This is a genomic window from Candidatus Frackibacter sp. WG13 (genome assembly GCF_900114655.1).
In the GTDB taxonomy this organism is placed as follows: Bacteria; Bacillota; Halanaerobiia; order Halobacteroidales; family Acetohalobiaceae; genus Frackibacter.
Window position 1 is genome coordinate 31,524 of the sequence record NZ_FOTT01000019.1, and the last position, 20,229, is coordinate 51,752.

General features: G+C 33.6%; 19 protein-coding genes, 2 tRNA genes and 2 pseudogenes. 21 read left to right on the forward strand and 2 right to left on the reverse strand.

The genetic code is table 11. The annotated features are described in order from the left end of the window. Nucleotides 1–2: 2 nt before the first annotated feature. From BM077_RS10150 to BM077_RS10210, 15 genes and pseudogenes are all read left to right on the forward strand, one after another. Nucleotides 3–224, forward strand: coding sequence for an anti-sigma-F factor Fin (locus BM077_RS10150; protein ID WP_089749981.1), 222 nt, complete (start codon nucleotides 3–5; stop codon nucleotides 222–224). A 427-nt stretch (nucleotides 225–651) separates the two neighbouring features. After that, a pseudogene (locus BM077_RS14035) lies at nucleotides 652–2,676 on the forward strand (DEAD/DEAH box helicase); the annotation flags it as partial. Nucleotides 2,677–2,715: 39 nt separating this feature from the next. Beyond that, nucleotides 2,716–3,837, forward strand: coding sequence for a TRCF domain-containing protein (locus BM077_RS14040; protein WP_255364348.1), 1,122 nt, complete (start codon nucleotides 2,716–2,718; stop codon nucleotides 3,835–3,837). A 216-nt stretch (nucleotides 3,838–4,053) separates the two neighbouring features. Beyond that, a complete protein-coding gene (gene spoVT, locus BM077_RS10160) occupies nucleotides 4,054–4,614 on the forward strand; it encodes a stage V sporulation protein T (RefSeq protein ID WP_089749985.1) in 561 nt (186 codons plus the stop codon). Nucleotides 4,615–4,756: 142 nt separating this feature from the next. After that, nucleotides 4,757–6,364, forward strand: coding sequence for a putative polysaccharide biosynthesis protein (locus tag BM077_RS10165; RefSeq protein ID WP_089749988.1), 1,608 nt, complete (start codon nucleotides 4,757–4,759; stop codon nucleotides 6,362–6,364). Between the two features lies 1 nt (nucleotide 6,365). Beyond that, nucleotides 6,366–7,853 carry a bifunctional methyltransferase/pyrophosphohydrolase YabN gene (mazG, locus tag BM077_RS10170; RefSeq protein ID WP_090003522.1) on the forward strand — a complete coding sequence of 496 codons (1,488 nt, stop codon included), beginning with the start codon at nucleotides 6,366–6,368 and terminating at the stop codon, nucleotides 7,851–7,853. A gap of 23 nt (nucleotides 7,854–7,876) precedes the next feature. Beyond that, complete coding sequence (locus BM077_RS10175) at nucleotides 7,877–9,037, forward strand: D-alanyl-D-alanine carboxypeptidase family protein (protein ID WP_089749993.1); 1,161 nt, start codon at nucleotides 7,877–7,879, stop codon at nucleotides 9,035–9,037. Nucleotides 9,038–9,101: 64 nt separating this feature from the next. Beyond that, nucleotides 9,102–10,064: a SpoIID/LytB domain-containing protein gene (locus BM077_RS10180; protein WP_255361618.1), complete on the forward strand. Its 963-nt coding sequence runs from the start codon at nucleotides 9,102–9,104 to the stop codon at nucleotides 10,062–10,064. 320 nt (nucleotides 10,065–10,384) lie between these two features. Further along, nucleotides 10,385–11,890, forward strand: a pseudogene (locus tag BM077_RS10185) (sodium-dependent transporter). A 43-nt stretch (nucleotides 11,891–11,933) separates the two neighbouring features. Beyond that, nucleotides 11,934–12,038, forward strand: coding sequence for a MetS family NSS transporter small subunit (locus tag BM077_RS13610; RefSeq protein WP_143018623.1), 105 nt, complete (start codon nucleotides 11,934–11,936; stop codon nucleotides 12,036–12,038). Nucleotides 12,039–12,188: 150 nt separating this feature from the next. Further along, on the forward strand, nucleotides 12,189–12,407 hold the full coding sequence (locus BM077_RS10190) for a hypothetical protein (protein WP_089749995.1): 219 nt from the start codon (nucleotides 12,189–12,191) through the stop codon (nucleotides 12,405–12,407). Nucleotides 12,408–12,474: 67 nt separating this feature from the next. Next, nucleotides 12,475–12,729, forward strand: coding sequence for a sporulation protein YabP (gene yabP, locus BM077_RS10195; RefSeq protein WP_089749997.1), 255 nt, complete (start codon nucleotides 12,475–12,477; stop codon nucleotides 12,727–12,729). 139 nt (nucleotides 12,730–12,868) lie between these two features. Continuing rightward, entirely contained in the window at nucleotides 12,869–13,282 is a 414-nt protein-coding gene (gene yabQ / locus BM077_RS10200) for a spore cortex biosynthesis protein YabQ (protein WP_089749998.1), read from the forward strand. A 130-nt stretch (nucleotides 13,283–13,412) separates the two neighbouring features. After that, the gene (locus BM077_RS10205; protein WP_089750000.1) at nucleotides 13,413–13,751 is read left to right on the forward strand and encodes an FtsB family cell division protein; all 339 of its coding nucleotides are present in this window, start codon (nucleotides 13,413–13,415) and stop codon (nucleotides 13,749–13,751) included. Between the two features lie 17 nt (nucleotides 13,752–13,768). After that, nucleotides 13,769–15,925 (forward strand): Tex family protein, encoded by a 2,157-nt coding sequence (locus BM077_RS10210; RefSeq protein ID WP_089750024.1) that lies wholly within the window; start codon nucleotides 13,769–13,771, stop codon nucleotides 15,923–15,925. Between the two features lie 42 nt (nucleotides 15,926–15,967). On the opposite strand, the gene BM077_RS10215 is transcribed toward BM077_RS10210, so the two are convergent. Together BM077_RS10215 and BM077_RS13760 are read right to left on the reverse strand one after the other, a co-directional pair. Continuing rightward, nucleotides 15,968–16,111: a transposase gene (locus BM077_RS10215; RefSeq protein WP_143018624.1), complete on the reverse strand. Its 144-nt coding sequence runs from the start codon at nucleotides 16,109–16,111 to the stop codon at nucleotides 15,968–15,970. 40 nt (nucleotides 16,112–16,151) lie between these two features. Continuing rightward, nucleotides 16,152–16,301 (reverse strand): hypothetical protein, encoded by a 150-nt coding sequence (locus tag BM077_RS13760; RefSeq protein WP_176941696.1) that lies wholly within the window; start codon nucleotides 16,299–16,301, stop codon nucleotides 16,152–16,154. 97 nt (nucleotides 16,302–16,398) lie between these two features. On the opposite strand from BM077_RS13760, the gene BM077_RS10220 reads away from it, so the two are divergent. The 6 genes from BM077_RS10220 to BM077_RS10245 all read left to right on the forward strand — a co-directional run bounded on the left by BM077_RS10220 (nucleotide 16,399) and on the right by BM077_RS10245 (nucleotide 20,080). Further along, nucleotides 16,399–17,649: an RNA-guided endonuclease InsQ/TnpB family protein gene (locus BM077_RS10220; RefSeq protein WP_089750005.1), complete on the forward strand. Its 1,251-nt coding sequence runs from the start codon at nucleotides 16,399–16,401 to the stop codon at nucleotides 17,647–17,649. Nucleotides 17,650–17,808: 159 nt separating this feature from the next. Then, entirely contained in the window at nucleotides 17,809–18,171 is a 363-nt protein-coding gene (locus tag BM077_RS10225) for a S1 RNA-binding domain-containing protein (RefSeq protein WP_089750006.1), read from the forward strand. A 131-nt stretch (nucleotides 18,172–18,302) separates the two neighbouring features. Further along, nucleotides 18,303–18,866, forward strand: coding sequence for a DUF501 domain-containing protein (locus BM077_RS10230; protein WP_089750008.1), 564 nt, complete (start codon nucleotides 18,303–18,305; stop codon nucleotides 18,864–18,866). A 5-nt stretch (nucleotides 18,867–18,871) separates the two neighbouring features. Continuing rightward, on the forward strand, nucleotides 18,872–19,807 hold the full coding sequence (locus BM077_RS10235; RefSeq protein ID WP_089750010.1) for a Ppx/GppA phosphatase family protein: 936 nt from the start codon (nucleotides 18,872–18,874) through the stop codon (nucleotides 19,805–19,807). A 102-nt stretch (nucleotides 19,808–19,909) separates the two neighbouring features. Then, nucleotides 19,910–19,999 (forward strand) — tRNA-Leu (locus BM077_RS10240). 4 nt (nucleotides 20,000–20,003) lie between these two features. Continuing rightward, nucleotides 20,004–20,080: transfer RNA gene (locus BM077_RS10245), tRNA-Met, on the forward strand. The last annotated feature ends 149 nt before the right edge of the window (nucleotides 20,081–20,229 follow it).

Here is a 20,229-nt window from a genome sequence, read left to right on the forward strand (position 1 = left end):
TAATGGAATTAATCTATTATTGCAACCAATGTAATAGATTAGTGGATGAATTAGAAGTAGAAAAAATAGATGAGGAAAAGTTGGGGCTGTCTATCTTGACTTCAGATGAGAAAGAGGATATAATAAAAAGAACGGAAAATAGAATAGAGATAGGGATTATTTGTGATGAATGTGAAATCGAAGATGACCTAACCTCTTTGGTTGGTGATAATTTATTACATTAGATTTTTGAGAGGGAATTTTAAGGACCTTGGTAGAGGACTAAGGTCCTTTTTGGTGTATAATTGATTTATTAAAAGGAGTCAAGATAAAATGAATAATGGTGTGGTTGGAGTTTTAAAAGAATCCAAAAGGATTAAGGATATAAAGCAAAATTTCAGTAAAAATTTGAATACTCAGTTGTCAATTAACTTATCAGCTTCACATAGGGCCTTTGTTATGGCAAACTTATATGAGGAACTGAAAGGAAAGAAATTATTAATTACCTATAATTGGCAACGGGCTAATGACCTTTATGAAGAGTTATTAAGACTATTACCCGAGGATGAAATATTTCTATTTCCACAATTAGATATCTTACCTCATGAAAGAATAGAGACTGATATTTCAGTTAAGATTCAAAGATTAACAGTGTTAGAAAATTTAAAAACTATGAGTGACCTAATAGTTATTGTTCCTATTCAAGCTTTGCTTCAAGGGTTAACTCCAAAGGAAATATTCTTTGATTACCATTTTGAGATTAACATAGATGATAATATAGATTTAAAAGAATTTGGCAAACAGTTAATAGAACAAGGTTATGAGCGAGTCGATATGGTAGAGAACAAAGGTGATTTCAGTATCAGAGGTGGAATTATTGATATCTATCCTCTGACGAAAGATAATCCAGTAAGGATTGAACTCTTCGGTGATGAGATTGAATCAATTCGTGAGTTTGATTTAGCTACTCAACGTTCTATTAAAGACTTAAGTAATGTGAGTTTACCACCAGCGACAGAGATACTACTGAGTTCCATGACTTTAGATGAGGGAATTAAGAGTATAAGAGAACTATTAACTGCAACTAAAGAAGAAATTTTAGGAAAGGAAAATGAGAATGAAGCATCTGAGTTAGAAAAAAGAATAGAAGGAGATATTGAGAAATTAAGAGAAGGGATTATTTTTCCTGGGATTGAACAGTATCTGCCTTCTATTTATAGAGAGATGTCTACTTTAATTGATTATTTTCAAGAAGGAGATTTAATCTTTGATGCTCCTAATCGAATTAGAGCTAAAGCTTTTAATATAATTGATGACCTTAACGAATTGAAGTTATCTTTATTAAAACAAGGAAGTATTTTAAAGAACTATGAAGAAAACTTTGTGCCTTTCGAAGAATTATTATCTGATATTTATAATTATTCTAAACTATATTTGAGTACAGCGTCTAAGATTAAAGGTTTAAAGGTAGATAAAGAATTAGAGCTTAATATAGAAAAGCCTCAGGTATTTCATGGGCAGGTTAGTCAGTTTATTGATAGAGTAAAAGAATTGAAGGATGATAGATTTAAGGTTCTCATAACTCTATCTACTAAGAGTAAATGTAAAAGATTAGTTGATGCCTTAAAAGAGGAAGGGTTACCTGCTTTCTATGTAACTAAAGTTTCAGACCAAATTAAACCGGGGAATATAGTGGTAACAACAGACACTTTACAAGAAGGAATAATTTTACCGGCAATAAAGTTCATCCTTTTTGCTGAGAATAATATCTTTAAACAGACTAAGAGGAAACGAAAAAGAAAGGTTAAGGCTTATGATCAGGGAGTTAAGATTTCTTCATTTGAAGAGTTGAATGTGAATGATTATGTTGTACATGAAAATCATGGGATTGGTAAATATCTAGGGGTAAAGACTTTGGAAGTCCAAGGACATAGTCAAGATTATCTATTAATTAATTATGCTGATGAAGATAAATTATATGTTCCAACTGAGCAAGTTGATCTAATTCAAAAGTATGTGGGAACGAAAGGAGAAAAACCTAAACTATACAGTTTAGGAAGTAATGACTGGTCAAGGGTTAAGAAACGGGTTCAAGAATCGGTTCAAGAGATGGCTGAAGGTCTATTAGAACTTTATGCTGAGCGAGAAGTGGCTAACGGATATGCTTTTTCTGAAGATACGGTATGGCAAAAAGAGTTTGAAGCGGACTTTCCATATGAGGAAACAGCTGACCAATTGAAAGCTATCCAAGAGGTTAAAGAGGATATGGAATCACCTCAGCCTATGGACCGTTTGCTTTGTGGCGATGTTGGTTATGGTAAGACAGAAGTGGCTATTAGAGCTGCTTTTAAGGCAGTTATGGACGGCAAACAAGTGGCCATGTTAGTACCAACAACTATTCTGGCTCAGCAGCATCTTAATACATTTGTAGAAAGATTTGAAGATTATCCTGTTAATGTTGATATGTTAAGTAGATTTAGGACACCAAAATAACAAAAAGAAGTTGTTAAAAACTTAAAAAGAGGTTTAGTAGACGTTATAATTGGAACTCATCGCATCTTATCTTCGGATATTGAATTTAAAGACTTAGGATTACTAATCGTTGATGAAGAACAACGTTTTGGGGTTAAGCATAAAGAGAAGTTAAAAGATATTAAAAGAAGTGTTGATGTCTTAACCTTAACTGCTACACCGATACCAAGGACATTACATATGTCCTTGGTAGGAGTGAGAGATATGAGTTTAATTGAAACTCCTCCAGAAAATAGGTATCCGATTAGAACTTACGTCAGGGGATATAGTCCTAACTTAGTTAGAGAATCGATTCAAAGAGAGTTAAATAGAGGTGGACAGGTCTATTTTGTTCATAATCGGGTGGCAGATATTGATAAAGTAGCTTCTCGCATCAAAAAGTTAGTACCCGAAGTAAAGTTAGCAGTAGCACATGGTCAAATGAGTGAAAGCCAACTAGAAAAGATTATGCTTGCTTTTTTAGAAGGAGAGTATGACTTATTAGTCTGTACTACAATTATTGAAACTGGCTTAGATATTTCTAATGTAAATACAATAATTATTAATAATGCTGATAAGATGGGGCTGTCACAGCTTTATCAACTTCGTGGTCGAGTAGGGAGGACTAATCGTGTTGCTTATGCTTATTTGCTTTATAAGAGTGACCAGATATTATCAGAGGTTGCGGAAAAGAGACTGCAGGCTATTAAAGAGTTTACCAATTTAGGTTCTGGTTTTAAAATAGCTATGCGCGACTTAGAGATTAGAGGTGCTGGTAATATTTTAGGTCCCGACCAACATGGTCATATTGAAGCTATTGGATTTTCGCTCTATTGTAAATTATTAGAACAGGCGATCAAGCAGTTAAAAGGGAAATCTGAAGAAGAAAGTGTAGAGGTTAATATTGATTTAGATATTGATGCCTATATTGCTGAGGATTATATTCCAGATTCCAAACAAAAAATAGAAATTTATAAAAAGATTTCGGGTATTATGGAACTAGAAGATGTAGCCGATATTAAAGATGAATTGGTGGATAGGTTCGGTGCTATCCCTCAACCAGTATTAAATTTGATTAAAATTGGAAAAATAAAAGTGTTAGCTTTAGATTTAGATGTAGGAAGTATCAAGTCTGAAGGAGAAGCAATAGTAGTTAAGTTTAATAGCGCCGATTATTTATTGGGAGAACAGGTTATTGAATTGAGTAGAAAGTATGAAGGCCAAATTCGTTTTAGGGCTACAAAAGAACCGATTTTAAAATTAAAAGTGGTTAAGGATGAAACAAAGAATTTGGATACTCTAATTGATATCTTGAACTTTTTAAATAATACTCAGAATAGTAAATAGTTGAAAAGGATAGAATATAAATGCCTTCCCTTCCATATAGAGGAGTCAATTTGATGTATAAATTATGAATTAGTACTATTTATTAGAGTTTGAGAATAAAAATATAAGATTAGCTATATACTATGAATGGAAGGGTCTCTCAATAATTATAAATTAAGGAGGTGAAATCTGGTTGCAATTCTATCCATATTATAGAATTGTTTAGCCAGAAAGATTATGAAGGCTACAGGAATAGTAAGAAGAATAGATGATTTAGGTCGGGTTGTAATTCCGAAAGAAATCCGGAGAACGATGCGTATTCGTGAAGGTGAACCGTTAGAGATATTTGTTGATCGAGATGGTGAAGTAATTTTAAAGAAGTATTCTCCAATTGGACAGTTAGGTGAATTTGCACAGGAGTATGTTGATTCATTACATGAGGTTACTGGCTATATAGCCTGTGTTTTGGATAGAGATGTAGTAGTTGCAGTTTCAGGAGCACCTGAAAAGAAGTTTTTAGATAAACCAATTAGTCAGGCAGCAGAAAAAGCTTTAGAAGAAAGAGAGACTATAGTAATGGAAGAGCCAGGAGAGCATGCCTTTTGCGAAGGGTGTAAAGGCGATGATGAAGACTGTAAGTTTAGTTCACAGGTATTAGCGCCTATTGTTTCTTCACAGGGTGATCCGTTAGGTGTGGTCGTTTTAAGTTCGCAAGACCCTAATGCAACAATGGGTGATTTAGAAACTAAATTAGCCAACACTGCTGCTGGATTTTTAGCCAAACAGATGGAAGAATAGAGTAGTTTTAAGGGTGAGTCATCTTCTGGCTCACTTTTTTTTATGAGTTAATAAAAAATAAAAGGGATTGAAGTAGATTATATTGAATTAGAAAATGATAAGATGGGCTCTAAAGTTAAAAGAAGAGAAAGGGAGTCAGTAGATGGTTAAGAATAATAAACAAGGTTTTTTGCAAGGGGCTTTAGTCCTAACCTTAGCAGCATTTATTAGTAAATTCATGGGTCTATTTTATAGAGTTCTATTGACCCGTTTAATAGGTAAACAAGGTATTGGACTCTATCAAATGGCTTATCCCATCTATACAACAATTTTAGTTATTTCTAGATCAGGTATTCCAGTAGCAATTTCAAAGTTAGTAGCAGAGAAAGTAGCAGAAGACAACCAAAAGAGTGCTTATAGAATCTTCAGAGTTGCTTTAAGCATTAGTTTTATATTAGGCTTAATATTTTCCTTTGGCTTAATAGTTACCGCTAAGCCTATTGCTCAGAATATATTAAGAGACCCGAGAGCATTCTATTCGGTTTTAGCTATTGCTCCGGCTATCTTTTTTGTTTCGATTATGGCTTCATATCGTGGTTTTTTCCAGGGATTACAGACAATGAATCCAACGGCTATCTCACAGATAGTAGAACAATTAGTCAGAATGACTACTATGTTATTACTGGCTTATCTCTTACTATCTAAAGGAATTAAATTTGCTTCAGCAGGTGCTGCGTTTGGTGCTGTTACCGGAGCGATTGCTGGTTTAACAGTCTTGCTTTATATTTACTATAAACATAAAAATGAAATTGATGAGTTCGCTTTAAGTGGACCAGGGGATAAATTGTCGATTAGTAAAATAATTAGTCGGTTAGCATCTCTAGCTTTTCCGGTGACCCTAGGTGCGTTAGTGCTACCATTAATGCAGTTTGTAGATGCTACTTTAATCCCTTGGCGATTACAGGTAGCAGGTTTTTCTATTAATGAAGCAACCGGCTTATATGGAGATTTTGCTGGAATGGCAATGGTATTGGTTAATTTCCCTACAGTATTAACGGTTTCTTTAGCAGCTAGTTTAGTGCCAGCTATTTCTGAAGCTTTTGCTTTGGGAAAAGACAGATTGATTAAAGCTCGAACACAATCGGCTTTACGAATAACTATTTTTATCTGTTTGCCAGCGGCTGTCGGGCTATTAATATTAGCAACGCCTATTACTGATATGTTATTCGATGTTCCAGAAGCAGGAATTCCTCTCCGCTATGTATCTTGGGGAGTCATCTTCATCTGTTTACAGCAGACTTCCTCTAGCATCTTACAAGGGATTGGTAAGACGGCGATTCCAGCTAGGAACTTATTCTTAGGAGCAGCATTGAATGCGGCTTTGAATTACCAACTAACATCAATTCCAGGCATAGGTATTCGCGGAGCAGCTTTTGCGACAGCTTCCGGTTTCTGTTTAGCTGCAGTTCTAAATTTGTTGGCTATAGGGCGCTTAATAGGTTATAATTATAATTATCAGGATATGTTACTGAAACCGATATTATCTGTAGTAATAATGAGTTTAGCAATTATACCAATTTATAATAAGACTATCAGTTTAGCAAATCATAATACTGTTGCTACTTTAACAGCAGTCTTTGCTGGAGCTTTAATTTATGGTCTGGTACTTATGATCAGTGGTGCAGTAAAAGAACGTGATATTAGGTTGATTCCTAAAGTTGGAGATAAATTAGCTGTGATCTTATTAAGAATTGGATTAGTGAGGGGATAGAATGTTAGATAAAGAGTTAGGTAACTTAAAAGTAATCGGTTTAGGACCAGGTAAGATAGATCACCTAACTTTGGGTGCCTATGAAGCATTACAGAGAGTAGACAAGCTTTTTTTAAGAACTAGAGAGCATCCGATTGTTGAACAATTATCAACAAGAGATATTGAATTTAAAACCTTCGATTCTATTTATAATGACGAAGAGAACTTCAATGATGTATATGAGAAGATTAAAGAAGTATTAATAACTCAATTAAAAGAAGGCTTGGATGTTGGTTATGCAGTACCTGGCAACCCTTTAGTAGCGGAAGAATCAGTTCGAAAATTATTAGCAGAAGTAGATCCAGGAAAGATAGGGATTATTTCCGGGGAAAGTTTTTTAGATGTGATCTTTACTTCTTTGAATATAGATCCAATAGAGGGTTTACAGGTGCTAGATAGTTTAAGCTTTACAAAAGGAGATTTATCAACTAATCAACATTTAATGTTGACTCAATTTTATAATCAGTTAGTCGCATCTAATGTAAAATTGACTTTACTTGAGGTTTATCCGGAAGATCATTCAGTCGTTATTATTAAGGCAGCGGGAATATCTGAGTTAGAGAAAAGAGTAGAAGTTCCTTTATATGAATTAGATAGAGTTAAGTGGATAGACCATTTAACCTCTGTTTACATTCCACCTCTAAAAGGGAAAGTTGAAGGCAATTTAAATCAAATGGAAGAATTTAATACATTAGTAAAGATTATGGAAAAGCTAAGAGCAGATGATGGTTGCCCGTGGGATTTGAAACAGGATCATAATACTTTACGACCTTATTTAATTGAAGAGACCTATGAAGTCTTAGAGAGGATAGAGAATGAAGATATTTTAGGTTTATGTGAGGAGATAGGTGACCTCTTATTACAGGTTGTTTTTCATGCTCAAATAGCTAAGGAGAATGATGAGTTTGATATTGAGGATGTTATTTATAGTATCAGTGATAAGATGATAAGACGTCATCCTCATGTCTTTGGAACCGAAAAGTTAAAAACAGCAGATGCTGTTTTAGATAGGTGGGAGGATATCAAAGCAGTTGAAAAGAACGATACTACAGATGATACAGAAACAATTTTAGCAGTTACAGAAGGATTACCAGCCCTAATGGAAGCCCAGAAGATACAAAAGAAGGCGGCAGAAGTTGGGTTTGATTGGCCTAGTATTAAAGGGACTCTAAATAAACTTGAAGAAGAGCTAATAGAGTTCAAAGCGGCATTAAAAAGTGAAGATAAAGATAAGATTAGAGATGAATTAGGTGATCTACTATTTGCTATCGTAAATGTAGGTAGATTTTTAGATTTCCACTTAGAATTAGTCTTAAAAGATGCTACAAATAAGTTTAAAAGAAGATTTTCGTATATAGAATCAGCATTAAAAAAAGAAGAAGCAAAATTCAAGGATAAGTCCTTAGAAGAATTAGAAGAGCTATGGCGAGAAGCGAAGAAAGAGGAGTAATTAAATCAAGGAGGAAGATTAGAATGAAAATGTTCAACAAGAAATTGATAACTTGTATTTTAATAGTTAGTAGTCTCTTGATGATGACCTTACCAGCATTTGCAGTTGGCTTTGATGTTGAAGCTAAGTCAGCAATCTTAATGGAAGCAGAAACAGGACAAGTCTTATTTGCTAAAAATAAAGATAAAGAACTTCCACCGGCTAGTATGACTAAGATTATGACGCTATTATTAGCAATGGAAGCTATAGATTCAGGACAGTTCACTCTAGATGATACAGTTATTACTAGTGAATTTGCATCTTCAATGGGTGGTTCCCAAATTTACTTGGCTCCGAAAGAGAAGATGAAAGTAAGGACATTATTAGAAGCGATAGCTATTGCTTCGGCGAATGATGCTTGTGTAGCGATTGGGGAATATATTGGCGGAACAGAAGGTAGTTTTGTAGCGATGATGAATCAAAAGGTTAAAGAATTAGACTTAAAGCATACTAATTTTGTAAATAGTACTGGCTTGCCTACTGACGATGGAGAACATTATAGTAGTGCGTATGATTTGGCTGTAATGGCTAGAGGATTAGTTACTAAGCATCCAAAAGTTTTAGATTGGACTAGTACTTGGATAGATACAATTAGAGATGGGGAATTTACTCTTTATAATACTAATGGTTTAATTGAATATTATCCAGGTGCTGATGGCCTTAAGACCGGGTGGACAGATGAGGCTGGTTATTGTTTGACGGCTACAGCTAAAAGAGATGGTATGAGATTAATCTCAGTAGTAATGCAGACGGATAGTAAAAAAAGTCGAGTTGAAGAATCAGCTAAATTATTGAGTTATGGATTTAGTAGATTTGATTTAACAAAAGTGGTAAGTAAGGGAGAGAATATAGGGGAAGTTAAGGTAAAGAATGGTGAAAAATTGAAGGTAGCCGTAGAAACAGCAAAAGACTTACAAGCAGTTGTCAAAACTGGAGATGGTGAAATTGAGCGAGATGTTAAATTGAATAAAGAAGTAGAAGCACCAATTAAGCAAGGAGAAACTGTAGGTAAGTTAGTATTAACTCAGCAAGATAGAAAGGTAGGTACAGTAAACTTAGTTGCTAGTAAAAGTGTAAAGAAAGCAAGTTTATTGACTAGATTAATTAGAATGATTAAAGAGTTTCTATTAGGCTTTTTTAAATAATGAGATGAATAATCCCCTTCATTTACAGACAGAATAAGACTAAAAGTAATGAGGGGGATTAAATTTGAAAAGAATCAAATTCAAGTTCATGATTGGTATTCTATTAATTATGACGTTAGCATTATTTAGTGGTTGTGCACAGAATCAACAACAAGGAAAGCCGAAAGTAAAAGGTATTACTGATGAGAATGTTAAGCAGATAGAAGAACCTACGCTTAAAGTCAAGACTACAGAGGGACAGACGAAGACTATGAAGATGGAAGAGTATATTATGGGTGTTGTGGCTGGAGAAATGAAGAAAGATTGGCCTTTAGATGCCTATGGAGCACAGGCAATTATAGCTCGAACTTTTGCGATGAAGAGACTTGAAGATAAAGGAACAAATGTAATTAGCGGTAGTCATAAAGAGGCACAAGCATATCGTCCACAGAATATTGATGATAAGATTAAGAAAGCTGTCCAGAAGACAAGAGGTGAAGTTATTATTTATGAAGGTGACTATATTAATGGTTGGTTCCACTCTAGTGCGGGAGGAGAAACAACTAGTGCTAAGGTAGGGTTAGCCTATAGTAAACCTGAACCACCATATATAGTTAGTGTTAAATCTCCAGATCAAGAAGCACCGGAGGATATAAGGTCATGGTCTGTTTCATTTGGTAAGGATAAAATAATAGAGGTACTAAAGCAGGCAGGAGTTAAGAGTGTGAAAGCTATTGAAGATATAGAGATTCTAAATAAAGATAAGACAGGACGGGCTATAGATTTAGCAATCAAGTATGATGGTAGAACAAAGAAGATGAAAGCAGCTAGTTTTCGAACTTCAATCGGTCCAGATAAGTTAAAGTCGACGCTGATAAAGTCTATTGAAGTTGCTGGTAATGAAGTGACTTTTAAAGGAAGCGGTTATGGACATGGGGTAGGAATGAGTCAATGGGGAGCATTTGCTATGGCCAAGGAAGGAAAGAGTCCCGAAGAAATTATTGATCATTATTATAAAGATGTTAATATTGCTAAGAAGTGGGAATAAACCCACTTCTTTTTTTGTTGGCAGGAATATTCTAATTAAAATAAAAATATTTTAATTAGAAAGAAGGAATTTATATAAAGTTAAAGAAATAATCAAATGAGTGACGAAGTTGATTCAGTTAAGCAGAAATACAATTTATATGATGAAAATGATATATATGGAAGGAGGGAGAGTAGGCGAGAAGCTAAAGTGAGTTGAAATTGATGGGATAATATTAGTATTTAGAAGAGAGGATTAAGTAGATATAATTTAGAAGAGATTAGCAAGAAGAGAAGAAATAATTGTATAAAAATAATAAATACGAGGAGTGAGTAGTAAGTATGGCAGCAAAAAGAGATCAATGGGGAAATCGAGCAGCCTTTGTTTTGGCAGCAATTGGTTCAGCAGCTGGTTTAGGGAATGCTTGGCGTTTTCCTTATACAGCTTATGCTAATGGAGGTGGAGCTTTCTTAATCCCTTATTTTGTAGCGTTATTTACAGCGGGGATTCCATTAATCATTTTGGAGTATGGACTAGGACATAAGACACAGCAAGGAGCACCAGGAGCATTTAAAAAGATTAAAGAGACATGGGAAGGTCTTGGTTGGTGGGCTGTACTGATTAGTTTTGTTATTATGTCGTATTACGGTGCGATTATGGCTTGGATTTGGAAATATTTAGCTGGTTCATTTAGTGTAGCTTGGAAGTCAGGGGTAGCTGACTATTTTTATAAAGAAGTACTACATTTATCTTCAGGTCCGGCAGAATTAGGTGGCTTCAGCACACCGGTATTAATCGGAACAGTGGTTACTTGGGCTCTTATTTATTTTATTCTAAGAAATGGAGTTACTGGTGTAGGAAAAGTAGTAATGCTTACTGTGCCATTGCCGGTTATCTTATTAGTAGTATTAGCAGTAAGAGCAGTTACTTTACCAGGAGCTATCGAAGGGTTGACTTATTATTTGCAGCCGGATTTTTCAGTCTTAACTGATCCGCAGGTTTGGTTGGCGGCTTATGGTCAGGTCTTCTTCAGTTTGAGTTTAGGTTTTGGTATTATGATTGCTTATGCAAGTTACCTACCGGAAGATAGTGATATTACAAATAACGCTTTAATTACTACCTTTGCTAATTGTGGAATCAGTTTCTTAGCTGGGTTTGGTATCTTTGGTACTTTAGGATATATGGCTCAGGCTAAAGGAGTAGCAGTGGCAGAAGTAGTTGATGCTGGCGTAGGACTAGCTTTTGTAACTTATCCAGAAGCGATCAGTCTTCTACCTGGTGGACCGGTAGCTCAGACAATCTTTGCTCTTGTCTTCTTTTTAATATTATTAACGTTAGGTATAGATTCAGCCTTCTCTATTACCGAATCAGTAATAGCTGGTTTTGATGATAAGTGACCTGGTAAGAAGAAGAAGGTTATTCAGTTAGTTTGCTTAAGTGGATTAGTTGCTGGTCTATTATTTGCTACTAAGGGTGGATTATACTGGTTAGATATAGTAGATCACTTTGTTAATGGTTTTGGTCTAGCAGTAGTTGGACTATTTGAATGTATTGTAATCGGTTGGATTTATGGACCTAAAAACTTACGTGAATATATAAATCCATTATCTGAAATTAAGATTGGAACTTGGTGGGATATTATGATTAAGTATGTAACTCCTCTTATCTTAACTTGGTCATTAGTCAACAGTGTGATTCAAGAATTTAGCAAAGCATATGGAGGTTATCCTCAATGGGCTTTAAATATTGGTTGGGCTGTTGCTATTGGTGCTGTAGTATTAGGTTTTGCTGTATTTGCTCGATTAAAAGGACAAGAAGGAGCAGAAGAAGAGAATTTGCAAGTTTAAATGAATTTGACCAGAGTTATAGTTGATGAAAGGAGGAGAGATAATGCCTGGTTCAGCAATTGCGATGTTAATCTTCGGGTGTATAGTATTATATGGAGGTTTAGGTTACTGTTTGAATATAGCTATCAAATCAAACAAAGATAAATAGTGAACGGTCTAAGAGGCAGTTGAGATTATCTCAACTGCCTTTTTTTAATGGGCGATGATTTCTAGTCAATATTACTAAAAATATACTGATTAAAATTATTAAAAAGAGATAATAATAAAAGTACTAGTAAATGAAGGAGGTAATATAGCTATGGATCGTAAAAGAAGTGAATTTGACAGATTCACAAGTGATGAATATAACTCAGAGGTTTCAGACATGAATTACTGGTGGTATACACAAGGTGATTTTGATATGGAGATGGCTAATGAATTTGATCATGCAACAGTTGGCTGGTGGTCTAATAACTGGAGTGGTTGGGATGAAATAAAGATTAGGGAGAAGCATGATGGCTGGTTTGACAAAGAATAGTATTCATGAGTCATAGATATTCCCCAATTAACATAAATATAGATTAAAGAGTGAAAGGGGGATATCTATGAGCAAACATCAGATTAAACTTATAAATCGTGAGTTAATAGAGATAACTGGAGTGACAGAAGTTCTCAATTATAGTGAAGAAGAGGTTAATTTAGAAACAGAATTAGGACCTCTGTTTATTACTGGAGAAGGTTTTAATATCAAACAATTAAATTTAGATGATGGAGAGTTAGTAATAAATGGTCATATTATGAACTTGGACTACTCAGAGAATGCTAAAGGTGGAAGTTTTCTTAATAATTTATTTAAATAAAGTGAATAGTTATTTATCTTAGCCACATTGGGTGGCCTTTTTTATTTATGACCAATACCAGTTTAAAAGTTAGCTTTCGCGCATAATTAATTGACCATGTAAGGGCCTTAGATTTCAATTACAATTGGGGTGAAGGTTGATGATTTCATTAGAAGTACAGATAAGAACATTTGCATATATGATTTTATTAGGCAATTTTTTAGCTTTCATCTTTGATATTTATCGTGTGATTAGAAGTTTTGGACTTTTAGGTGACTTAATTACAAAGATAATTGATTTTAGTTTCTGTATATTAGCAGGGACTATGACTTTTGTTGTCTTGTTGAAAGGTAATGTAGGTGATGTTAGATTCTATATCTTTATTGGTTTAGCGGTAGGAATCTTATTATATAATCGATTATTTAGTAAATTTGTAATTAGATATTTTAGATTAATTTTAGAAAAAATAATTATTTTTATTAAGCAAATTTTAAAATTGATTCAGAAGTTATACAACTTCATTAAAAGAGGTTTAGTTGCTTTTAAAGAAAAGATAACTGAACTTAAAACATAGCCCTAATAATAAAGAAATATATTTTGCAAGTTACTTAAGAAGGAAATCATAATTATATCTAGAAAACTATAATAATAGATAACACTTTTTAACAGCTTGGTTAAACTTTACATAAACTTAGGAGGATACTATGAATAGGAAGAAGAATAATGAAATTAAAAATAATAGTTCATTTTTGCAACTTGCTGCTTCCAAAAAATTATTATTAGTTGTCGTCCTAATATTAGCTGGGGTTGCTTATAGTTTTTTTCAAGCAAACACTAAAGTTGAGAAGATGAAGAAAGAACTAAATAATTTGCAGTTACAGGCTAATGCTTTGGAAAGAGAAGTTGATGTATTAAATAATAAACTTAAAAAAGTAAATTCTAAAGAATTTATTAGAGAGATTGCTAGAAAAGATTTAGGTTTAGTTAAACCTGGTGAGACTTTATATATAGTAGTTGATGAAGAAGATGAAGAGGTTAAATAGTGGAAGGGGTAAAGTATATGCAAGAAGAGATTAATCAACAATTAGCTAATGAATTAGATTTAGCCAAAAAGCAAGTGAAGAACACAGTAGAATTATTAGATGATGGAAATACTATTCCATTTATAGCAAGATACAGAAAAGAAGTAACAGGAGGGCTAGATGAAACTCAACTTAGAGATTTAAATGAGAAGTTAGAGTATTTACGTAATCTAAATGAAAGAAAAGATAAAGTTATTGAATTAATAGAGAAGCAAGATAAATTAACTCCAGAATTAGAGCAAAAAATTAGACAAGCTACCCAATTGCAAACAGTTGAAGACCTCTACCGCCCTTATAAGCAGAAACGGCAGACTAGAGCTACTAAAGCTAAGGAGAAAGGATTAGAGCCTTTAGCTGAGCTATTCTTAGAACAAAAGGAAAAAAGCGGTTCTATAAATGACATTGCTGCTGAATACTTAGATGAGGATAATGAGTTAGTCGAAGTTGATGATGTACTACAAGGAGTTCGAGATATAATTGCTGAGTATGTAGCGGACCAACCAGAGGTAAGAAAGCTGGCCCGTAAATTAACTTTCTCTAAAGGAAATCTAACTGCGAAAGTAATTGAAGACGAGGAGAATAATTATCTAGATTATCATGAATATAGTGAAAAGATAAAGAATGTTCCTCCTCACAGGACTTTAGCTATCAATCGAGGAGAAGAGGAAGAAGCGTTAAGGGTGAAGGTGACTGCTCCTGAGGAAAGAATTCTCTTTAAAATTAAGAAGATAGTTATTGAAAACTCTGAGACTATATTTTTAGCACAGATTGAAGAGGCTATTGAAGATGGTTATCAGAGATTAGTTGCTCCAGCTATTGAAAGGGAAGTTAGGAATAAATTAACTGAGGAAGCTGAGGAGCATGCAATTGATCTATTTGCAGATAATTTAAGAAACCTTTTACTACAACCACCAGTTCGTAATAAAAGAGTTTTAGCTATAGATCCTGGTTTTAGGACCGGAGCTAAAGTAGCGGCTATTGATGAAATAGGAAACTTATTAACTACTGCTACTATCTATCCTCATCCACCACAGAAAGAAATAGATAAGTCAAAGAAGATAATTAAAGAATTAGTAGATAAATATCAAATAGAGGTAATCACTATTGGCAATGGAACCGCCTGTAGAGAGACAGAGGCTTTTGTAGCTGACATTATTAATGAGGTAGATGGGAAGTTGCATTACATAATAGTTAGTGAAGCAGGAGCATCTGTATATTCAGCTTCTAAAGTAGCGCAAAAAGAGTTCCCGGAATTAGATGTTTCTTTAAGAGGAGCTATTTCTATTGCTAGAAGATTACAAGATCCGCTAGCAGAGTTGGTAAAGATAGACCCTAAGCATATTGGAGTTGGAATGTATCAACATGATCTTAATCAAGGGAATTTAGAAGAAGCGTTAGAGGTAGTAGTGGAATCAGTAGTAAATTATGTTGGAGTTAACTTAAATACAGCGTCATCTTCATTATTAAAATATGTAGCAGGAATTAATACAAGTGTAGCTGAAAAGATAGTTAAGCGTCGTGAAGAAAATGGTAAATTTGTTAAGAGGAAAGACTTAAAAGATGTTTACGGTGTAGGACCTAAGACCTTTACTCAGGCAGCTGGATTCCTAAGAATTTATAATGAAGATGATAAATTAGCGGCAACTCCAATTCATCCGGAATCTTATCAAGTAGCTGAAAATTTGTTATCTAAAGTTGGCTTTGATTTGCAAGAATTAGATTTTGATGAACAGAAGGCTGAATTAAAAGAAGCGTTAAATGGTCTCGATTTAGAATCTGTGGCTGATGAATTGGAGGTAGGGTTACCTACACTACAAGATATTAAAAAAGCACTAGTAAGACCAGGTAGGGACCCAAGAGAAGATTTGCCAAAACCTGTTTTCAAACAAGAAGTAACTAGTTTAGAAGATTTAAAAGTAGATATGATTTTAAAAGGAACAGTTCGTAATGTTGTAGATTTTGGTGCTTTTGTAGATATTGGAATTAAAGATGATGGGTTAGTACATATTTCTGAATTGAGTTCAGAATATGTTGAAGATCCATTAGAGGTAGTAAGAGTAGGGGATATAGTCCAAGTAAAGATTTTAGATATAGATGCAGATAGAAAGCGGATAGCCTTGACAATGAATTTTTGATTGTACTTTATAGGAAAGGCTCAGAAAACCCCTTTGCTTGTCTTAGGGGATGAATGAGTCTTTTCCCCAAAATTTAGCTTTCTTTAAGTTAGGAAAAGTTTTAAAGATGTAATTAGCAGATATACTCTTTAGTTTTCTAATTATATCTACTGGAGCAGAGATAAATAAATGTACGTGGTCTGGCATTATTTCTTGTTCAATGAGTTCATATCCATAATTGTATTTACTATGCTTGGTTGTCTTTGTATTTGTCAAGGATATATTCCATACCTTCCTCTAGCAAGTCATTAGCATTTTTGTTTAATTCAATAGCTAATATTTTAATCTTTTTGTATAAATCTTCATCTAATGTAGTATTAATATTTTTTCTAGCCATTTAAAACACCTCCAAAATAACTATACCACATAGTTGGCAATGTGTCAATGTTATGTTATAATATTGACATAGATAACAATGTAAAGAAGGTGGAAATATGAGGTTAGCATTTAAATTTAAACCTAAGTTTACTAATAAGCAATTAAAAATAATTAAAGAAATCAGTTGGCATACCACTAAACTCTATAATATTGTCAATTATGAAGTTAGGAATAATGAAGATGTAAAACCTGTCTATACTAGATTAGAAAAACAGTTTAAGAGTAATTGGCATAATGACTTCCTTCATAGTCATAATAGACAACAAGCATTAAAGCAGTTAGCTCAAGATTGGAAAAGTTACTTTGCTAGTATCAAAGACTATAATAAAAATTCTAACAAGTATAAAGGTCAACCTAGACCACCTAAGTTTAAGAATATGGACAAAAATCCTAATGAGATAATCTTTACTAACTTAGCAACTAGAGTTAGAGATAATCATTTGCTATTGTCCTTGTCTAAAGCGATAAAATCTGAGTACAATGTAAAAAGTCTTAAATTTGAGTTGCCGTTAGCAGTTCAAAGCATTGTGGATTTAGATGCTATTCAGCAGGTAAGGATTAAGCAAGATAAACTTTCTAAAGAATGGTATTTACTGATTATCTATAAAGTTGAAGAAGTTGAGGAGAATACTAATCCTAACATAATGTCAATAGACTTAGGTTTGGATAATTTAGCGACTTTAACATTTAAAGATAATTCTGAAAGCTATATAATTAATGGTAAGACTATTAAATCTAAGAATTCTTATTTTAATAAAGAAATCGCTAAATTTCAAAATATCAGAATGAAACAAGTAGGTAGTGACAAATTTAAGGATACTCAACAAATTAGAAACCTTAGATTAAAAAGAAGAAACTATGTTAAAGACTATTTGCATAAAGCCAGTAGAAAGATAATTGAATTAGCAATTGAAAATAAAGTATCTACTATCATCATTGGAGATTTGAAGAATATTAAGCAAGATAATAGCCTTAAATCTTTTGTTCAAATACCAATACAAAGATTAGTAGAGTTAATTGAGTACAAAGCTGAATTAGAAGGTATTAAAGTAATCTTAATTAATGAAAGCTATACATCAGGTTGTAGTTCCGTAGACCTAGAAAAACTAAATAAAGCTAACTATGATAAATCTAGACGAATCGCAAGAGGTCTATTCAAAACAGGTAATAAACTAATCAATGCTGATGTAAATGGCTCATTAAATATAATGAGAAAATACTTAAAAGATAAATGTATTCCCAAAATGCTAAAGCAGATTAGGGATAATGGGGTAGTGGATACCCCAAAAAGAATAAGGGTTGCCTAGTATTAGGTGGAAACTTAAATACCACACTTCTTTTAAAGCCTCCGTTGCTTGTCTCGGAGGTGGTTCACTTGACACTAAGTAGAATATGAGGTATAATATTGATAGTTAGTGTAAATATTTTTGCGCTAAGAAAATTTTAAGAGGAGGAATTTTTAAAGTATGTCAATTGAGGTCGGGAGTGTCGTAGAAGGAGTAGTAACTGGGATAACAAATTTCGGAGCTTTTGTAGAGCTATCTGGAGGTGAAACTGGGTTAGTTCACATTTCAGAAATAGCTGATACTTATGTTAAGAATGTAAATGACTATTTAAGTATGAAAGAAGAAATCAAGGTGAAGGTTATTTCTATAGATAATGATGGTAAAATTGGCTTATCTATTAAGCAGTTAGATGATGAAGATAAAAAGACTCCTAAGGTACCTTTTGAAGAGCAAATGAAACAGTTTATTAAAGAGAGTGATGAAAGACAACAAGATTTAAAGAAAAGCATTGAATCTAAACGTGGTGGTTCGTCACGTTATTAAATATATGAGTTATAGTTTCTAACTATGTAATGTATTAAATAAATTATGAATTTGACTATTAAACACCCTCTAAGAGGGTGTTTAATTAGATTTAGAGGTAAAAAACAAATGAGGTTGAGAGGTGAAATTTAATGGAGCAGGAATATACAGAGGAAGATTTAGAAGTAATAAAGAAGCAGTTAGGTAGAGAGCCAAGAAATCTAGTTGGAGTGGGGAAGAGATGTGAGCATGGTTACCCCCAGATACTAATTACTTATCCAGTCTTTAATAAAGAGGATGAGTTAGGTATCTTTCCTACGACTTATTGGTTGAGTTGTCCAGAGTTAATAACTAGGATTTCGGAATTAGAGTCGGAAGGATTAGTTAAAGAGATTCAAAATGAGATAATTAATGATCCTGTTGAGAGGGAAAGATTATTATTATCTTATGATGATTATGCTCAAAATAGAGTTGAGCTATTATCTTCTGAGGATTTAAAGAACTTAAAAGAGAATTATCCTGGTCGTTGGAAGGTCGTTTCGGAGTCAGGAGTAGGTGGTATTATGAATTTGGAAGGGGTTAAATGTTTACATACTCAATATGCAGATTATTTATTAAATAAAAAGAATCCTGTTGGAAAAAGAGTAGAAGAATTATTGAAGGAAGGATTCTCTAATTCTTGTGAAGAAGAATGTAATGCTGATTGTAAGGAGTGAAAAAGATGGAAAGATTAGCAGCTATTGATATAGGAACAAATTCAACCCGGCTTTTAATCGGGGAACTTCTATTAAGAGGTGAGATGCAACCTTTAGCTACCGAGTTAAGAACCACCCGTTTAGGAAAAGGTGTTGATTCATCACAGTGTTTGCAACCAGAAGCAATAGAAAGGACTATTAAGGCCTTATCTGAGTATAGAAGATTATTAGATGATTATCAGGTTAATAAATTTAGAGTAGTGGCCACTAGTGCAGTTAGAGATGCTGTTAATCGACAACTATTTATCGATAAGGTTAATGAAAGAACGGGATTAAATGTAGAAGTTATTAGTGGAGAAGAAGAAGCAGAACTTTCTTATTTAGGGGTAGTTAAGGGATTATCAGATCAATTATTAGATTCTAATTTAGTCTTAGATATTGGTGGTGGGAGTACAGAATTTATTCTTGGGGTTAAGGATAAGATAAAAGAAAGATTTAGTATTGATGTAGGTGCAGTGCGAATGACAGAAAAAAGTTCGGATATAGAACAGAGAAGTGAGATGATTTCATCGCTCATAACTCCGGTTATTAAAAAAATAGATGATAATTTAGAATGTTTATTAGGAGTTGGAGGAACAATAACGACTCTAGCGGCAATTGATCAGAGTTTATCTTCATATGACCCTAAAAAAGTCCATGGTTATGCTTTGGATATTTCGACAATTAAAGAAATTCTTTTAAAATTAAATACAAAGTCTATTACAGAAAGAAAAGCAGTAATCGGATTACAGCCTAAAAGAGCAGATATTATTGTAGCAGGAATTCAAATTTTACTAGAGATAATGAAGAGAATGAGGAAAAAGAAGATTATAGTTAGTGAATCTGACATTTTAGAAGGGATTATTTATGATTATAGCAAAAAGAAGAAAACTAAAGTAAAAGAGAGTAATAAAGGAATATAATTGTGTAATCATTGCTAATAGTCTGTGATGGTTATTGACCATAGGTGTAATATATACTATAATTATTGCTGTCGTCGCAAAAAAAGGTCTAAAAATTAAATTGCCGGGGTGGCGGAATTGGCAGACGCATCGGACTTAAAATCCGATGGGCCTTTAGTGCCCGTGTGGGTTCGAGTCCCACCCCCGGCACCATTTTGGCGGTGTAGCTCAGCTGGCTAGAGCATACGGTTCATACCCGTAGAGTCCGGGGTTCAAATCCCTGCGCCGCCACCATTTTTATATTAAAAATTAATACATATTTTTACAAGAACACTCTGAATAATAGGAGTGTTATTTTTTTTGTCATAATATATAAGAAAAAATTGTACGACCATCTAGATAAAACGACAAATCTTCTCTGGGAAAAGATGTATAATATACTT

Excerpts from the sequence above, each read along its gene's own strand:
- BM077_RS10165 (WP_089749988.1), top strand. The coding sequence starts at position 4,757 with ATGGTTAAGAATAATAAACAAGGTTTTTTGCAAGGGGCTTTAGTCCTA.
- BM077_RS10190 (WP_089749995.1), top strand. The coding sequence starts at position 12,189 with ATGGATCGTAAAAGAAGTGAATTTGACAGATTCACAAGTGATGAATAT.
- BM077_RS10150 (WP_089749981.1), top strand. The coding sequence starts at position 3 with ATGGAATTAATCTATTATTGCAACCAATGTAATAGATTAGTGGATGAA.
- yabQ (WP_089749998.1), top strand. The coding sequence starts at position 12,869 with ATGATTTCATTAGAAGTACAGATAAGAACATTTGCATATATGATTTTA.
- BM077_RS10220 (WP_089750005.1), top strand. The coding sequence starts at position 16,399 with ATGAGGTTAGCATTTAAATTTAAACCTAAGTTTACTAATAAGCAATTA.
- BM077_RS10175 (WP_089749993.1), top strand. The coding sequence starts at position 7,877 with ATGAAAATGTTCAACAAGAAATTGATAACTTGTATTTTAATAGTTAGT.
- spoVT (WP_089749985.1), top strand. The coding sequence starts at position 4,054 with ATGAAGGCTACAGGAATAGTAAGAAGAATAGATGATTTAGGTCGGGTT.
- BM077_RS10235 (WP_089750010.1), top strand. The coding sequence starts at position 18,872 with ATGGAAAGATTAGCAGCTATTGATATAGGAACAAATTCAACCCGGCTT.
- BM077_RS10215 (WP_143018624.1), bottom strand. The coding sequence starts at position 16,111 with ATGCCAGACCACGTACATTTATTTATCTCTGCTCCAGTAGATATAATT.
- mazG (WP_090003522.1), top strand. The coding sequence starts at position 6,366 with ATGTTAGATAAAGAGTTAGGTAACTTAAAAGTAATCGGTTTAGGACCA.
- BM077_RS10225 (WP_089750006.1), top strand. The coding sequence starts at position 17,809 with ATGTCAATTGAGGTCGGGAGTGTCGTAGAAGGAGTAGTAACTGGGATA.
- yabP (WP_089749997.1), top strand. The coding sequence starts at position 12,475 with ATGAGCAAACATCAGATTAAACTTATAAATCGTGAGTTAATAGAGATA.
- BM077_RS10210 (WP_089750024.1), top strand. The coding sequence starts at position 13,769 with ATGCAAGAAGAGATTAATCAACAATTAGCTAATGAATTAGATTTAGCC.
- BM077_RS10205 (WP_089750000.1), top strand. The coding sequence starts at position 13,413 with ATGAATAGGAAGAAGAATAATGAAATTAAAAATAATAGTTCATTTTTG.
- BM077_RS13760 (WP_176941696.1), bottom strand. The coding sequence starts at position 16,301 with ATGGCTAGAAAAAATATTAATACTACATTAGATGAAGATTTATACAAA.
- BM077_RS10230 (WP_089750008.1), top strand. The coding sequence starts at position 18,303 with ATGGAGCAGGAATATACAGAGGAAGATTTAGAAGTAATAAAGAAGCAG.
- BM077_RS13610 (WP_143018623.1), top strand. The coding sequence starts at position 11,934 with ATGCCTGGTTCAGCAATTGCGATGTTAATCTTCGGGTGTATAGTATTA.
- BM077_RS14040 (WP_255364348.1), top strand. The coding sequence starts at position 2,716 with ATGAGTTTAATTGAAACTCCTCCAGAAAATAGGTATCCGATTAGAACT.